Below are 15,366 nucleotides of genomic sequence, written 5' to 3' on the forward strand. Positions count from 1 at the left end.
TAATTGGCTTAAAATTACTTAATACTGGCCTGAGCACGTTCCGCAGCCAAGATGGTGTTACACAGCAGCATGGTAATTGTCATCGGCCCTACCCCACCTGGAACTGGTGTAATGTAACTGGCAATCTCTTTGACAGATTCAAAATCGACATCGCCGCAGAGCTTACCATCCGGCAATCGATTAATGCCTACATCCACAACTACAGCCCCTAGTTTTACCATTTTAGCAGTAATCATGCTCGGTTTTCCTGTTGCGACTACCAAAATATCAGCATTTTTAGTAAATTGCGACAAATCACGTGTTTTCGAAGTGCAGATAGTAACTGTAGCGCCTTGCTCTAATAGCATCAGTGCCATCGGTTTTCCAACAATATTGCTGCGTCCAACCACTACTGCGTGCTGACCTTCTATTGGAATATGGTTCTTTTCCAGCATTACCATCACCCCATAGGGAGTACAAGGTGAGAATGCGGTGTTTCCAGTAACTAATGCGCCAACGTTATAGAGATGGAAACCATCCACATCTTTCTCAGTGGCAATAGAGGTTATGACGCGATTATTCTCAAAATGCGCTGGGAGCGGCAATTGGACTAGAATACCGTGGATATGTGGATTCTCATTGAGCGATTGAATACACGCCAATACCTCATCCTGTGTTGCATTCTCTGGAAAGCTATGCACTTCAGAATAAATGCCAATATCGCCACATGCTTTGATTTTATTCCTAACATAAATTGCGGATGCCGCATTATTGCCAACGATAATCACGGCCAACCCAGGCTTTACGCCTGACTGAACGAGTTTGTCAGCACGAACTTTCCACTCAGCGCGCACCAATTCTGCTACTTTCTTGCCATCAAGAATATGAGTACCCATTTATTTGTCAGCAGCCAGTTGATCCATTACGATGAGTTTAATGCTATACATAGGAAAACATGAAGCATATTTATTGACAGCCATGCTCCAAAGTTAATTGACTTGTTTTGCTTTTTTAATTTTTGCGCGATACATAAAGATGCCGATCAAGAATACCGGTATAACAAAAAGCGCTGCCGCAATAAGTCCTGCCGCAAGAATTGCAATCGTGCTATTTCCTGGCATAAACAAAGTTACAAACCAAATTACCAGAAAGGCTATCAACAAACCACCATAAAGCATTATTTTCCGACCGCGGTCATACAATCGCCAGAAGGTACCAGAGACTTGCGTATCGTCAACATAATGATCAAATACTTCAGCCAAGCTATTGTCGCCCATCTCAGACTCATAACCAATGGCTACCGCCAAGGCATTGTGATCATCTTCCAGCTTGGACATTTTTCTCAGAAAATCGATACGCTTGACCGCTTTTTGTTGAGGCAATCTGTCTTGGATTAGCATCGCTTGTAATGCTGCAAAAGCTAACTCACGTGCATCCTCGGCGTTCCCTAAGTTTTCTGCAAATTTCCACATTGCACCGAACAAGTACAGTTGAATTGTCATTTCGTAAAATTCTGGCGCAAAATCATAATTCTTGCTTGCTAACAGCTCAAGCTGTGTAGCCTTAACTTCTTTAGCATGTGCGATACATGCATCCACTGTCGAAACATCTGAAGTGATAATCTCTGATACTGGTGTTTCCACAACCGGCTTATCGGCAGTGGTATTCTTCTCATTCATTTCATGACCTCGTACTTTTTTATTTTAATCAGAACATTGATGCATATTATATACTGGCTTACCCAAACAGGAAAAAGATCATTCCGAATGCATCACCGATGCACAATTTGAACCTAATTCTCTGAAGATCACATTAATTCTTGATTAGATTAAAGAAATGGATACAAATTACTAAGCATATTCTTGAAGATTCAATCGCTGCCAAATAATCGAGGTTAGATTGGCTGAATTTAATGTATAAAAATGTAACCCGGGCGCGCCTGCTTTTAATAAGCGCTCGCAGAGATTCGTCACAACATCCAAACCGAATGCTTGGATTGACGCGCTATCATCGCTATACCCTTCTAGCTTCTTGCGAATCCACCGGGGAATCTCAGCGCCACAAGTATCTGAAAATCTGACAAGCTGAGAAAATTTATTAATCGGCATAATTCCAGGCACTATCGGAATATCTAACCCCGCTACCTCACAAGAATCAACGAAATTAAAATAGGCATCAGCGCTATAAAAATACTGAGTAATCGCCGAATTTGCACCTGTTTCAATTTTGCGCTTAAAATTCTCGAAATCCGTTTGCGCAGATCGAGCTTGCGGGTGGTATTCCGGGTACGCGGCTACCTCAATATGAAATGACGAGCCAAATTCTTTCCGAATAAAGGCGACCAGCTCGCTGGCATAACGAAATTCTCCAGCTTGCGCCATTCCCGACGGCAGATCACCACGTAGGGCAACAATGTGGCGGATGCCAATCTCAGAATATTTTTCTAGAATAGTTCGAATATTTTGCTGCGTTGAACCGATGCAAGATAGATGTGGCGCAACCACATGTCCTTCCGATTGAATTTCGAGTACTGTTTCAAACGTCCGCTCGCGCGTTGATCCACCTGCACCAAAGGTTACCGAAAAGAATTTGGGATTAAATTGTGCCAACTGCTGACGTGTAAGCCGTAATTTCTCGATACCTTGTGGAGTTTGTGGTGGAAAAAGCTCAAAACTGAAAGTTGGAGAAAATTTTTTTTGTGAGTCCATCAATGCAAGCCTATGAATTGTACGATTAACACTATTGACACTGATACTTATCACCCTGGTTTTGGGAGACCTTTATCAGCGAGAGGAACAATCAAACCAGAAAAAATCAATTGCCCCTCTGTTCAAATGATTAATATCGGTACATTTCAGGCTTATAAGGGCCATTCTTATCTAGGCCCAAATATTTTGCTTGTTCATCCGTCAGTTCTGTAAGTTTCACTCCAAGCTTACCTATATGCAATCGCGCAACTTTTTCATCCAGTCGTTTCGGCAATATATAGACACTCTTTTGGTAATTCGCCCCATTCTGCCACAACTCCATTTGCGCCAATACCTGATTAGTAAATGAACTGGACATAACAAAAGAGGGATGTCCCGTGCCGCATCCCAGATTGACCAATCTACCCTGCGCCAACACAATAATACGCCGCCCCGTTGGGAAAATAACATGATCAACTTGCGGTTTGATATTCTCCCATTCATATTTCTGAATAGAAGCAATATCGATTTCCGAATCAAAATGGCCAATATTGCAGATTATCGCCTGATCCTTCATTTTCAACATATGATCATGCGTGATTACGCGCAAATTACCCGTTGCAGTCACAAAAATATCCGCCTGATCACAAGCATCGTTCATCGTAACAACGCGATAGCCTTCCATTGCTGCTTGTAACGCGCAAATAGGATCAATCTCGGTAATCCATACCGTTGCCCCCAAACCTCGTAACGACTGTGCGCAACCTTTACCGACATCTCCATAACCGCAAACCACAGCAATTTTTCCAGCAATCATTACATCTGTTGCCCGCTTGATGCCATCAACCAACGATTCTCTACAACCATAAAGATTATCAAACTTTGACTTGGTGACAGAATCGTTTACATTAAATGCTGGAAACGGCAGCGTTCCGTTTTTATGCATTTCGTATAATCGGTGCACCCCAGTCGTGGTTTCTTCTGTTACACCTCGTATCCTAGCAAGATTCGTTGAATACCAGTTTGGCCGTGAAGCCAACTTGTTTTTAATCGAAGCAAACAAAGCAGTTTCTTCTTCGTTGCCCGGATTTGCAATCACCGTAGGATCTCTCTCAGCTTTAGCGCCCAGAATGAGCAATAGTGTGGCATCGCCACCATCATCCAAGATCATATTGGCGCCATGTGATAGCCCATCAACCGACCACTCAAAGATCTGATGAGCATATTCCCAATAATCACTTAAAGATTCACCCTTATAGGCAAAAACTGGAATATTTTGGGCGGCAATAGCTGCAGCTGCATGATCCTGAGTGGAAAAAATATTACAGGACGCCCAACGTACTTCTGCACCTAACGCCACTAATGTTTCAATTAATACAGCAGTTTGGATTGTCATATGCAAAGAACCTGCAATACATGCACCTGCCAGTGGTTTCTGATTTGCATACTCATTGCGCAATGCCATTAAACCTGGCATTTCCGTCTCGGCGATCGCAATTTCTTTACGTCCCCACTCTGCCAATGAGATCTCAGCAATCTTATAGTCAGTAAAGAAGCTACCGTCGGGATTAAGCACAGCGTTCATAATTATCTCCTCAAAGTATGAACGAGCGCCGTTGTAACTGTACCCGCCATGATGAGCCTCACGGAACAAGCCGTTGCAGCGCTCCTCACCACAGGGGAAGAATTGATTAAGCCTTATTAATAAAAACGAAAAATGAGAATATAACTAAAATTTATAACCCAGCATCGATACGCAATTGCGCAGCCTTATCCGTGGCCTCCCAAGTAAACTCGGGGAGTTCACGCCCAAAATGCCCATACGCCGCAGTCTTCGCGTAGATTGGGCGCAGTAGATGAAGCGCATGAATTATAGCCCGAGGACGCAAATCAAAATGCTTTTCTATCAATTGTCCAATCTTTTCATCAGCTATCCTGCCAGTACCAAATGTATTGACCATTAGCGAAACGGGCCGTGCAACACCGATAGCATAGGCAACTTGCACTTCACATTTACTGGCAATTCCAGCAGCCACAATATTCTTTGCGACATAACGCCCAGCATAAGTTGCTGATCGATCAACTTTGGATGGATCTTTTCCAGAAAAAGCACCGCCACCGTGATGTGCCGAACCACCATAACTATCAACAATGATTTTTCGCCCGGTTAATCCACAATCACCCATCGGGCCACCAACAACAAAACGCCCGGTTGGATTGACCAAATACTTAGTGTGATTACTGATCAATTCAGACGGCAATGCAGGTTTAATAATTTCTTCAATCACCGCTTCAGTCAATGTTTGGTGCGAAATATCCGGATCATGCTGAGTTGAAATTACGACAGTTTCAATACTCTTTGGTTTATCGTTTTGGTATCGTACTGACACTTGCGATTTGGCATCCGGACGCAACCAAGCCAATTGTCCCTTCTTTCTTAGCTCAGCTTGACGTTCAACTAAGCGATGCGCATAAAAAATAGGCATCGGCATTAACTGCGGCGTTTCGTTGCAAGCAAATCCAAACATCAAACCCTGATCACCTGCACCTTGCTCCATTTCTTCTTCTTCTGATCGATTGACGCCTTGAGCAATATCCGGAGATTGTTTGTTAAAAGCAGTCAGAACCGCGCAAGTACTTGAATCAAATCCTATATTAGAACTGGTGTAACCAATATTTTTGACCGTCTCACGTGCAATAATATTATAATCCACAGAAGCGTGCGTTGTTATCTCACCCGATAATACAATTAAGCCAGTACTACATAGCGTTTCACATGCGACTCGCGCATTAGCGTCTTGACTCAGAATCGCATCCAATACAGCATCTGAAATTTGATCAGCAACCTTATCAGGGTGTCCTTCAGAAACAGATTCAGACGTAAAAAGATATTCACTCATAGTTTATGATAATTAAAATTTTGAAAAGTGGTGCAACGTTGAAGGAAGGTAGTTGAGAAACTTTCTACATCGCCGTACAGCATAAAAAATATGCGGGCACAAAACGCAGCATATTTATCAAATATGAGCAGCGCTTCTTATACCCACTCTTACTTTGTATCGATTTCTTTGAGAACGTTTTCCAACAGCTTGTTAAGTATACCTGATTGCATTTTGGGATTCAGCCAATCACAGCGATAATATTATGATCTATGTTCGGTTTTACGGATGCATTCAAACTTGGCTTTGATCTGCATCCTGATAACCATCATTCATGACGCGCTGTAACCAATTACTGATATCGACAACTTCCTCCCCACACACGGAGTGTGCCATTGGATACTCATGCCACTCGATTCGATAATTAGCGGCGCATAACTTTTCTTTCGAAGCAATCGCATTTGCGATAGGGATTACCCTATCAGAATTACCATGCGCCATGAATATGGGTATCGCAGCATTCATTACACTGGCCTCTGCCGCAAAAGTTTCAGCAAGCGGCAAGTAGCATGATAATGCGACAACCCCACCCAATGGTAAAGGATGACGTAACCCGACATGCAATGCCAGGGCTCCTCCTTGAGAAAATCCTGCCAGAAAAATATTTTTTGCTAATATACCGCGCTGCATTTCCCTTTCAATCAAGGCAGTTATTGCAACTTGTGAACCACGGATACCCAGCTCATCTTGATGATAACTAAAATCAGAAGAAAAAATATCATACCAAGCGCGCAAAATATATCCATTATTGATACTAACTGGACGTTCCGGTGCATGTGGAAAAACAAATCGAATCGGCTTCTCGGTTAATAACTCCAGCTCATTGACAATGGGCACGAAGTCATTCCCATCGGCACCCAGTCCATGTAACCAAATAATGGCATAAATGGGGCTCGGATTTGTTTCAATCTCAACGGCAGGTAAAAAATTAGTTGTATTTGCTATCATGTAAAACAATAACTCTTATCAGATTGACATAATAAATTGATAGGATAGAATCTGCTCAACTTAATTTTAAGTGTTAGGCACAAAGGAAGCTATGAGACGCAGAGACTTTATAAAACTATTCGGAACCAGTGCACTGTCGCTTTCTGTTTCACCTTCCATCGCGACGCAATTACTCTCTTCCGATTACAGCAAATGGACCAGTTATCGTATATCCTACCAAATTGTGCTTCCAGCTAGCGGCAAATCTGCTCACTTATGGCTTCCATTACCCGACAGCAACGACTCAGACACTGTTTTTCAATTTACTCAAGGTAACAACTGGTATGGCAATGCGACTAAAGCTTCATTTTCTACGTTAGGCGCAGATCCATTTCCGATATTTAATGCGGTGTGGCATGGTAAGCAACAAAGCGATCAGCGGCATGTCACTGTCAACTGCATCGTCAAAACGGTTCACCATGCTATTGATCCAACACTTTACCCAGAAAATAAAAGCCCGACACTACCGAATAGTATCAGGAATTATATTAATCCAACCCAATTGAAGCAAACTAATGGCATTGTGCGTGAAACTGCACACTCAATTATCAAGGAGAAAAACGCCGCGACTCCATTAGAGCAAGTCAGAGCTATTTATGACTGGATAATCGATAATACACAATATAATGAAAACACTCGTGGACGCGGGCAAGGCAATGTTACATACATGCTCGAAAAGAGTGAACTCAATGGAAAATGCGTTGATCTCAATTCGTTGTTTGTCGCACTTGTAAAAGCAGCTAATATTCCAGCACGAAACCAGTATGGAATCCGCATCAACGATTCGGATTTACATGACAGTATCGGGCAATATGGTGATATCAGTCAATCTCAGCATTGCCGTGCGGAATTTTTTCTGGCAGGACGTGGTTGGATACCAGTCAATCCGTCCGATGTCCTGCAAGTATCAAAACTAGGTGGTCTGGCACTGGATGATCCCAAAATCGTTCAACTCAGAGAACAATTCTTCGGTGCCTGGGAAATGAATTGGCTGGCATTTAATCATGCCGAAGATCTAGCGCTTAGTCCTAATAGTTCTGGAAAACTTCCTTTCTTCATGTACCCACATGCAGAAATTGATGGAAACTCGTTAGATAATCTGGATCATGAGAATTTTTCGTACAAAATCACTTCTGCGGAGCTTGTTGGAACGGGCGTTAAGTTTTAAACACTCTGACATTATTGCCAACGCTTCGTCCTGAGCAACTAGACCCTGCTACAAAAATCATATCAGGTTTCAATGGGAAGCGTTCCCAAGCGTTCCATCAAATAGCATAAGCAATCTTGGCGAATAATCCTGGTATCTCGCGTAAGCATAGCCGGCATGACAGGACGTCGAGTTATTAACTCTCCCGCTTTGATTTCAAAATAATAGTCACTGATATCATGATCCGTTGCGTTGCGGGTACAAAGTGGTATTAGACTTTCATTTGTCACGCGCCCCAACCGTGTGCCCGTCTTTAATTCGCGAAAGTTGTATTGATCAATACGTTCTTCCAAACACAAATCGGATGCGCCAGCGCCAATGCTTAAGCTGACAGTTTCCGGTACAGTAACCACAGCGACACTATGAAACAAGTCAAGATCGTGTTTGGCAACTGGATGCTTTGGGAAATCAGAAAGATGTAATGCGCCCTCGACAAAAACTGCGGCATGATCCACGCCACTTTTTCCTCCAGGTTTCCCGCATTCCAAGGTCACTGCCGGACAAAGGCAAGCAAAGGCTTCAGATTGAACTCCCTTAGGAGAAGTAAAATATACAACGATGCGTGAAAACATGGTTGCCAAGTGCAAAAAGGCATTATCCAAACGATTAATACACGCGTAGTGGGGATTTAATCCACTGTTATTATGGATATCAATGCTTGCAAATACGCCACGCTGCGCCATTATTTCGGTCACCTTTTGCGTCATGCGATGTTCTGGAGCTGTATCGTCTCTTCCTGCTGGCCAGATTCGGTTATAGTCCAATTGTTTTTCCAAACGCCGCACACCTTGTCGCGCAGCATCGACATTGCCAACAAAAAGTGAAAGTGCACGCGGCAAAAAAGCATTTTGATATTTCCTTAATACTTCCTGTATCGCTTTCAACCCGCTATCTTCATTGCCATGGAGCAAAATGGATACAAATAATGGTGCATCCCGACGTCCAGGAAGGTGAATCAAGGTTGGGCCGGGTAAAATGGCATGCAGCTCTGTAGCTTCAACTTGCAGAAAACCCTCCGGCAAACTATTCAACTCAGTCAACATGCTTATATTCCCCACTCATGCACAGGCGCACCACTGCGCTGTCTCTCAAGATAAGCAGCAACAAGTTGCAGATTGTCTGCCTGATATTTCTGACGATAAGCTCGCTGCCAAACAGCACCGGTTTGGCCAGACTGTGTCCGCTTTTCGATAATGCCCAGATAATAATCAATATCGGTTGTGTCAACTTTCAAACTCCTTAGACCTTGTCGCGCCATGGGTAAAATTTCCTCCAGCAACAGTGTTTTTGCATCAGTGGCGCTCTCATTCCACCATCCCATCTGTGCACGCAATCCTTCACGTGCCGCGGCATAAAAATTAGTGCGCGCTTGCTTAAAACTGAGCCGAAACTCTGGTGCATCGCTCATGCTTGCGAGGAAACGAGCTAATCCAAAATATAAGGCCGCATTTGCCATCATGTCGACAATGGTCGGACCGGCCGGTAATACGCGCTGCTCAATGCGTAAATGCGGAGTACCATCGGGATCAAAACCAATCAAAGGCCTAATCCAACGCCAGATGGTCCCATTGTGCAGTCTCAGGTGTTCAAACTGTCGAGGCGGGGTATCCATTAACATAGGAAGCAAAACCGGGTGCGTTGCAATATTATGTGCAAAACACTCAAACAAAGATTCTCGCGCGTAATCTTGCCCAAAACTGACGCGATGATTTTCAAAATTTGCTTCGTCAACGATTTCGACCGATTGTTCAAATAATGGTACACGCGTTTCATCCCATAAGTCGGTGCCAAACAAGAAGGGGGAGTTTCCCGCCGCAGCCAGCAAAGGCCCGGCCGCTATGATGGATGCATTGAAATAACGAACTGCATCGCGTTGAGCGCATTGCAAGTGAAGCTGAAACGATGTGGCAGCAGCTTCCATCATCACATCGGGATGATGGATATCCAGATTTTCACGCCCCTTAATCCGAATACGAAGTGGCCGGCCAACCCGCTGCATCACCACCTGTTCATTTAACGCGCGATAACGTTTAAGATCAGACATATTCGCAAGTCTCAGATCTTTTTGCCGCACAGTGGGCAAGATCCCAACCATCATTAACATGCTATCCATTCCATGTGCAACTTCCTGACATTGCTGCCAATTTTGATTGAGCTCCTTGAACATTGTCGATAGCACATCCCCACTTAACGGCAGAGGAATCCCATTGAGTTCCGCATTGAAACAAGAAAGCTCTGGCACCACCAAAGGATTGTTAAGGCGGGTCAGAAAAGCTTGATTAATTGGGGACGGAAAATAATTGTGGTCAATCAACCAAAATTCCAGCTCATACCCGCAAATCTCGCCAACATTCGAGAAATATCCTTGAGCTAATTGAGTTTGCAGTAATTCCGCTTCATTCTGTAAACGATGATTATATTCTTTAAAGGTTTGTTCATTAAAATGCGTCTGGGAAATCTCTTGGCCCATCTGTAAAATCCATAGTAAAGGTGTGAATCCATCGAATACAAGTAAGATGACAATTTCATCACCTTAAAGCAATGTAGCAAAGATTGGTAATCAGGTCAAAAACGATCACTCACCCATGATTTCGCTTGATGACAACTGCCTGCATAGTTCAAATCAATGATGTTGATAATAACATCAGGATAAAATTTTCTTTTATAGTAAAACCACTGTATTCACCCTAACTTATGGTTATTCGAGAAATGGTTAGCTTAAAAAACTATAAACTGAATTCCATCTACGGGGGGCTTAAAAATGAAATTTCAACATCTAATATTCACTTTATTATTATTGTTGGGCATCGCAACCAGCGGACCGGCAATCAATTAACTCTAAACACTGCTAAAGCTTCAGTAAATTCTGTCGGAGAACGTTTAGATAATCCAATCCCAGAACCAATTCCGAAAGGTTCTATTCGCTTACGGCTGAAGCAAAATTGGGACCGGCCTGACTGCACCCAATTGAGCGGTTTCTGACCCATGTGATTCTGAGCGCTTGTACATAAATGATCAAACAAGAAAATTGTGGCGTATCGATTTGACAAGTGGCGATAAGTTTTTTATGGATTTCTCCGGCTTGCTAGATCCATTGGGAATTTCTGGTAATGATTCATTTGACGAACGCGGTTTTCTCGGCTTTGCTTTTCATCCTTAGTATGCCGTGAATGAAATTTTGTATACTTATACTTCAGAATCCGCCGGGGAAACCAGTGATTTCTCCACCATACCAACTGGTGCCAGCCCCAATCATCGCTCGGTCATCCGAGAATGGAAATTCAATTTCTCCAATATTGACCCGGATCTCGCAGTACAAGAGACTCGTGCATTATTGACCATTGATCAACCTCAATTCAATCACAATGGCGGCGCGCTGTATTTGTAACCGACGGCACCGTAGCAGGGAACTTCATCGACCCGGTGATTCAATATGATCATGACGAAGGCATCGCCATCATTGGCGGATTTGTCTATCGCGGCAATGCCATCCCTGCCCTGCAAGGAAAATATGTATTTGGCGATACCGCCAGAACCGGCAATAGCGATGGTCGGATTTTTTATTCTGATGGTAGTAAAATTCTGGAATTAGACTTGACCGATCGCGATCAACCCGGTTTTTGGGTGCTTGGTTTCGGACAAGATGGCGATGGCGAACTCTATGTGCTAGGCAATACCACAGGCACGCCTTTTGGAACCACGGGCGCGGTGTACAAACTGATTCCCAACGCCAGCTTTAAAGGTAATTTACTCGAAATACCTGCAATCAACGTCTTTCTGGCGGATGGCGGAAGCACTATTTATCGCGCTCGCTTGCAGCATGTTCCAGGGAGCGATCCGATGCGCTTTGAGCTAATGGATGCTGAGATATTAGCCGATCGCTTTCGTGACGATAGCGCCACCTTCGATCAGTCCTCTGGTAAGCTCAATCTTACCTTTGTCAATATTACCGATGCCAACGGTCAAATATTCACCTATTTTGTTAAGCTACAGCAAGTACCTGAGCAGTCAAACCTGACATTCGAACTCAAACAATTTGAACTGCTTAATTGAAAACAGGTTGCTGCGATGTATGAATAATCCACCAATTTCCTTGACACATCTGCTACAGGTCAGGTAAGTTCCGTCCTCACATTTTAGGTGCCTGCAAGTGCTTTTCTTAAAGGTTAAACGGGAAGCTGGTGCGCTCTGAATAACTTCGAGCAATGCCAGCACTGCCCCCGCAACGGTAAATGAGTAAACCATCTGCTTTATGCCACTGTGCCACAACACGGGAAGGCGCAGATGTGGAATTTATTCCGCTCATGAGTCCGGAGACCGGCCTAAAGTAAACATACTACGGTGTTGCGGAGGGCAATCAGTGGCATTACGATTAGCTTCCCTACAAGCTGTTCTGTTTGTCCATTTTCCGATTCTTCTCTGCATTCCTTTATTTTTAAATTTGACAACGCGCGGGTGTGCGCGAAGGAATCAGATCATGCAAAAATATCGCTTTCCGGCACTGATCGCGCTATGGTTGGGTATCACCACATCAATATTCGCAGCCAATGCGGATCACCAGGAGAAGCCAGTTATTGTCACGGCAACACGCACAGCGCAGACTGCCGATGCTGCGCTAGCTTCGGTAACGGTAATTACCCGCAAGGACATTGAGCGTCAACAAGCACGCTCAATTCAGGACTTATTTCGTGGTGTGCCAGGTGTTAACGTAGTCAATCAGGGCGGGGCCGGTAAAGCAACCTTTGTTCAAATGCGGGGTACCGAGTCGGATCATGTTCTAGTGATGATCGACAACATCAAGGTTGGATCCGCCACGTCTGGCACGACTGCGTTTGAAAACATTCCGATTGAACAGATTGATCGCATTGAAATTGTACGCGGCCCGCGCTCCAGTCTTTATGGTTCAGAGGCAATCGGTGGTGTCATTCATATTTTTACACGCAAAGGTGATGGTACCGGATTGAAGCAAAATTTTGGTTTTGGCGGCGGCAGCTTCGGCACACTGGAAGGCTCCACAGGTTTGTCGTATGGCGGCAAACAAGGCTGGTTTAATATGACTGCCAGCGGTATTGGAACCCAAGGATTTAATGCCTGTAACGGTTCTAGCAGTGCTGGCTGCTTTATTAATGAACCTCAACCCGATCGGGATGGCTATCGCAATGTCGCCGGTTCTGCGCGCGCTGGGTATCGTTTTCAGAATGGACTAGAAATCGATGGCAGTTTTATGCAATCTGCCGGAAATTCGCAATTTGATGGCAGTTTCGCCAACAAAGCCGTATTAATGCAGCAGGTTCTGGGTGGTACAGCACGATACTCCCCGTTAGATTTCTGGCGCATTAATCTGATTGGTGGCCGTAGCAGGGAGGATTCGGACAATTTTCTTAATACTGCTGCGCTTGGCACGACATTTCAAAACCGATTTAATACCATACGCGATACCATTTCAGTGCTAAATGACTTCACCGTGAATCCCAATCACTTGCTGACTATCGGCATGGATTATCAGAAAGACCATGTCAAAAGCACCGAAGCGTTTACCGTACATTCGCGTAACAACTGGGGTGTTTTTGCACAACATCAAGCCACTATTGCTAAACATGATTTCCAGCTGTCATTGCGGCATGATGATAATCAGCAATTTGGCAGTCGAGTGACAGGCGGAGCTGGCTGGGGCTACCCGCTTACGGAAAACACCCGTTTACTCTTCAATTTCGGCAGCGCCTTTAAAGCTCCAACGTTTAACGAGTTGTATTATCCCTTCTCTAGCAACCCTAATCTGCGCCCGGAGGATTCGCGCAGCTATGAATTTGGCATTCGTGGCAAAACTGATTGGGGCAATTGGTCGTTAAATCTGTTTGAAACCCATATTAAACATCTGATCGCATTTGATGCCGAAACTTTTGCACCGGTTAATATTGACAAAGCGCGTATCCGCGGATTTGAAGGTATATTCAGCACACAGATCAAAGGCTGGCAATTCAATACTAACCTGACACTCCTGAATCCAGAAGATCGTTCGTCCGGGCTAAATCGCGGTAATATATTACCACGGCGCGCCGAACAATCATTCCGAGTCGATGCAGATCGCCAGTTCGGTCAGTACGCAATGGGTGCGATGCTATTGGTCGAAGGTCAGCGCTATGATAATCTCGCCAATACCCGCAAATTGGACAGCTATGTTAAATTTGATCTTCGCGCTGAATATATCTTTAATAGACATTGGCGTTTGCAGGGGCGTATTGAAAACTTATTTAATGAACGCTATGAAACAGCAGCATTCTATAATCAGCCCGGGCGGAATTTCTTTGCCATGGTACGTTATCAACCTTAATTAAGGAGTCAATTATGTTGACTATATCTACTCGCAGTCAAATAGCAATTGGATTATTGCTGGTATCTTTGATGATACTTACCCGTAGCCATCATTTTGCCTCCACACATAATCTGGCGGATGCTTCCTGGGCCATTTTCTTTCTTGCGGGCGTGTATCTGCCTTCCACATGGCCATTATTAGGCTTCTTTGCGCTAAGTTGGTGGCTTGACTTTGCTGCGACTAACTGGGGAGGTGTGAGTGATTATTGTTTGACTCCGGCCTATGTATTTCTGTTACCCGCGTACGCTTCCTTATGGTTGGCTGGTCGCTGGTACACCCAACGATATCAGTTCGCATCAAGCACTCTAATGCCACTTTCTATCAGTGTCATCGTCGGTTTAATCTTATGCGGACTATTCTCTAGTGGTGGTTTTTATTTCTTTTCCGGCCACATTACAGAAACAAATCTCAATGAATTCGGCAACCAACTGATCAAATACTTACCTCTCTATATCGAGACATTCGTGTTTTACCTGGGTATCGCTGTCTTAATTCACACGCTATTTACGTTGATCTCTCAGCAATTCAATCCAAACAAAACCACAGGGTAACAACATGGTCGAATCTGACCACACAAAGCGTTATCGTACACGTATGCAACGTAAAAAAGAAGTTATTGATGAGGCAATAGCACGCGCGAATCGTGAACAAGGCTTACTACTGATTCTAACAGGAAACGGCAAAGGCAAATCCAGTTCGGCCTTTGGCATGCTCGCACGAGCACTCGGACATGGTATGCGGGTAGGCGTTGCGCAATTTATCAAAGGCCGTTCGGATACAGGCGAAGAAGCATTCTTCAGCAAACAAGATAATGTCATCTGGCATGTATTGGGTGAGGGCTTCACTTGGGACACGCAGAACCTTGAGAGAGACACCGAAACTGCGCAACGCGGCTGGGTAATCGTGCAGAAAATGCTGTGCGATTCGTCAATAAAATTGATCGTACTTGACGAATTGACCTATCCGCTTAAATTTGGCTGGCTGGATATAGCCGCCGTGCTAAACGATCTGAGAAATCGCCCGAGCATGCAGCATGTTGTCATTACCGGACGGGCTGCGCCTGACGCGTTATGTGAAATGGCAGATACGGTCACTGAAATGGCCGATGTTAAACATGCTTTTCGTGCCGGTATCCAGGCACAGAAAGGTATCGATCTATAAAAACGTGCTCTCTTGCACCACTAACCCTATAGG

The 15,366-nt window shown here is 44.3% G+C and carries 16 protein-coding genes and 2 riboswitches; of the genes, 8 read left to right on the forward strand and 8 right to left on the reverse strand.

The window, feature by feature from the left end:
- Positions 1 to 14 precede the first annotated feature (14 nt).
- The 6 genes from folD to K2Q13_RS08770 form a co-directional block, all read right to left on the reverse strand.
- The gene (gene folD / locus K2Q13_RS08745; RefSeq protein WP_292920680.1) at positions 15 to 875 is read right to left on the reverse strand and encodes a bifunctional methylenetetrahydrofolate dehydrogenase/methenyltetrahydrofolate cyclohydrolase FolD; all 861 of its coding nucleotides are present in this window, start codon (positions 873 to 875) and stop codon (positions 15 to 17) included.
- Between the two features lie 93 nt (positions 876 to 968).
- Positions 969 to 1,658, reverse strand: a complete 690-nt coding sequence (locus K2Q13_RS08750; protein WP_292920681.1) for a hypothetical protein — start codon at positions 1,656 to 1,658, stop codon at positions 969 to 971.
- Positions 1,659 to 1,829: 171 nt separating this feature from the next.
- Complete coding sequence (gene metF / locus K2Q13_RS08755) at positions 1,830 to 2,687, reverse strand: methylenetetrahydrofolate reductase [NAD(P)H] (RefSeq protein ID WP_292920682.1); 858 nt, start codon at positions 2,685 to 2,687, stop codon at positions 1,830 to 1,832.
- 130 nt (positions 2,688 to 2,817) lie between these two features.
- Positions 2,818 to 4,251 carry an adenosylhomocysteinase gene (gene ahcY / locus K2Q13_RS08760; protein WP_292920683.1) on the reverse strand — a complete coding sequence of 478 codons (1,434 nt, stop codon included), beginning with the start codon at positions 4,249 to 4,251 and terminating at the stop codon, positions 2,818 to 2,820.
- A gap of 16 nt (positions 4,252 to 4,267) precedes the next feature.
- A riboswitch (S-adenosyl-L-homocysteine riboswitch) is annotated at positions 4,268 to 4,344 on the reverse strand.
- A gap of 58 nt (positions 4,345 to 4,402) precedes the next feature.
- Entirely contained in the window at positions 4,403 to 5,566 is a 1,164-nt protein-coding gene (metK, locus tag K2Q13_RS08765) for a methionine adenosyltransferase (protein ID WP_292920684.1), read from the reverse strand.
- A gap of 273 nt (positions 5,567 to 5,839) precedes the next feature.
- The gene (locus K2Q13_RS08770) at positions 5,840 to 6,553 is read right to left on the reverse strand and encodes a dienelactone hydrolase family protein (protein ID WP_292920685.1); all 714 of its coding nucleotides are present in this window, start codon (positions 6,551 to 6,553) and stop codon (positions 5,840 to 5,842) included.
- A 91-nt stretch (positions 6,554 to 6,644) separates the two neighbouring features.
- Here K2Q13_RS08770 and K2Q13_RS08775 point away from each other — a divergent pair, with 91 nt between their 5' ends.
- Entirely contained in the window at positions 6,645 to 7,760 is a 1,116-nt protein-coding gene (locus tag K2Q13_RS08775) for a transglutaminase domain-containing protein (protein WP_292920686.1), read from the forward strand.
- Positions 7,761 to 7,822: 62 nt separating this feature from the next.
- On the opposite strand, the gene K2Q13_RS08780 is transcribed toward K2Q13_RS08775, so the two are convergent.
- Complete coding sequence (locus K2Q13_RS08780; protein WP_292920687.1) at positions 7,823 to 8,842, reverse strand: M14 family metallopeptidase; 1,020 nt, start codon at positions 8,840 to 8,842, stop codon at positions 7,823 to 7,825.
- 2 nt (positions 8,843 to 8,844) lie between these two features.
- Positions 8,845 to 10,269 carry a glutamate--cysteine ligase gene (locus K2Q13_RS08785; protein WP_292920688.1) on the reverse strand — a complete coding sequence of 475 codons (1,425 nt, stop codon included), beginning with the start codon at positions 10,267 to 10,269 and terminating at the stop codon, positions 8,845 to 8,847.
- Between the two features lie 239 nt (positions 10,270 to 10,508).
- On the opposite strand from K2Q13_RS08785, the gene K2Q13_RS08790 reads away from it, so the two are divergent.
- From K2Q13_RS08790 to cobO, 7 genes are all read left to right on the forward strand, one after another.
- Entirely contained in the window at positions 10,509 to 10,781 is a 273-nt protein-coding gene (locus K2Q13_RS08790) for a hypothetical protein (protein ID WP_292920689.1), read from the forward strand.
- 19 nt (positions 10,782 to 10,800) lie between these two features.
- Positions 10,801 to 10,959, forward strand: a complete 159-nt coding sequence (locus K2Q13_RS08795; RefSeq protein WP_292920690.1) for a hypothetical protein — start codon at positions 10,801 to 10,803, stop codon at positions 10,957 to 10,959.
- 6 nt (positions 10,960 to 10,965) lie between these two features.
- The gene (locus K2Q13_RS08800) at positions 10,966 to 11,187 is read left to right on the forward strand and encodes a hypothetical protein (protein ID WP_292920691.1); all 222 of its coding nucleotides are present in this window, start codon (positions 10,966 to 10,968) and stop codon (positions 11,185 to 11,187) included.
- Positions 11,188 to 11,222: 35 nt separating this feature from the next.
- Entirely contained in the window at positions 11,223 to 11,852 is a 630-nt protein-coding gene (locus tag K2Q13_RS08805; RefSeq protein WP_292920692.1) for a hypothetical protein, read from the forward strand.
- 68 nt (positions 11,853 to 11,920) lie between these two features.
- Positions 11,921 to 12,140, forward strand: a riboswitch (cobalamin riboswitch).
- Positions 12,141 to 12,276: 136 nt separating this feature from the next.
- Positions 12,277 to 14,130, forward strand: a complete 1,854-nt coding sequence (gene btuB / locus K2Q13_RS08810; protein ID WP_292920693.1) for a TonB-dependent vitamin B12 receptor — start codon at positions 12,277 to 12,279, stop codon at positions 14,128 to 14,130.
- A gap of 14 nt (positions 14,131 to 14,144) precedes the next feature.
- Positions 14,145 to 14,723, forward strand: coding sequence for a hypothetical protein (locus tag K2Q13_RS08815; RefSeq protein WP_292920694.1), 579 nt, complete (start codon positions 14,145 to 14,147; stop codon positions 14,721 to 14,723).
- 4 nt (positions 14,724 to 14,727) lie between these two features.
- The gene (gene cobO, locus K2Q13_RS08820) at positions 14,728 to 15,333 is read left to right on the forward strand and encodes a cob(I)yrinic acid a,c-diamide adenosyltransferase (protein ID WP_292920695.1); all 606 of its coding nucleotides are present in this window, start codon (positions 14,728 to 14,730) and stop codon (positions 15,331 to 15,333) included.
- Positions 15,334 to 15,366: the final 33 nt, after the last annotated feature.

The sequence above is a fragment of the Nitrosomonas sp. genome, from assembly GCF_019752095.1.
GTDB lineage: Bacteria > Pseudomonadota > Gammaproteobacteria > Burkholderiales > Nitrosomonadaceae > Nitrosomonas.

What these genes read in the sequence shown, in the direction of transcription:
- folD (WP_292920680.1), bottom strand. Translation starts at nt 875, where the DNA reads ATGGGTACTCATATTCTTGATGGCAAGAAAGTAGCAGAATTGGTGCGC.
- K2Q13_RS08750 (WP_292920681.1), bottom strand. Translation starts at nt 1,658, where the DNA reads ATGAATGAGAAGAATACCACTGCCGATAAGCCGGTTGTGGAAACACCA.
- metF (WP_292920682.1), bottom strand. Translation starts at nt 2,687, where the DNA reads ATGGACTCACAAAAAAAATTTTCTCCAACTTTCAGTTTTGAGCTTTTT.
- ahcY (WP_292920683.1), bottom strand. Translation starts at nt 4,251, where the DNA reads ATGAACGCTGTGCTTAATCCCGACGGTAGCTTCTTTACTGACTATAAG.
- metK (WP_292920684.1), bottom strand. Translation starts at nt 5,566, where the DNA reads ATGAGTGAATATCTTTTTACGTCTGAATCTGTTTCTGAAGGACACCCT.
- K2Q13_RS08770 (WP_292920685.1), bottom strand. Translation starts at nt 6,553, where the DNA reads ATGATAGCAAATACAACTAATTTTTTACCTGCCGTTGAGATTGAAACA.
- K2Q13_RS08775 (WP_292920686.1), top strand. Translation starts at nt 6,645, where the DNA reads ATGAGACGCAGAGACTTTATAAAACTATTCGGAACCAGTGCACTGTCG.
- K2Q13_RS08780 (WP_292920687.1), bottom strand. Translation starts at nt 8,842, where the DNA reads ATGTTGACTGAGTTGAATAGTTTGCCGGAGGGTTTTCTGCAAGTTGAA.
- K2Q13_RS08785 (WP_292920688.1), bottom strand. Translation starts at nt 10,269, where the DNA reads ATGGGCCAAGAGATTTCCCAGACGCATTTTAATGAACAAACCTTTAAA.
- K2Q13_RS08790 (WP_292920689.1), top strand. Translation starts at nt 10,509, where the DNA reads ATGGTTAGCTTAAAAAACTATAAACTGAATTCCATCTACGGGGGGCTT.
- btuB (WP_292920693.1), top strand. Translation starts at nt 12,277, where the DNA reads ATGCAAAAATATCGCTTTCCGGCACTGATCGCGCTATGGTTGGGTATC.
- K2Q13_RS08815 (WP_292920694.1), top strand. Translation starts at nt 14,145, where the DNA reads ATGTTGACTATATCTACTCGCAGTCAAATAGCAATTGGATTATTGCTG.
- cobO (WP_292920695.1), top strand. Translation starts at nt 14,728, where the DNA reads ATGGTCGAATCTGACCACACAAAGCGTTATCGTACACGTATGCAACGT.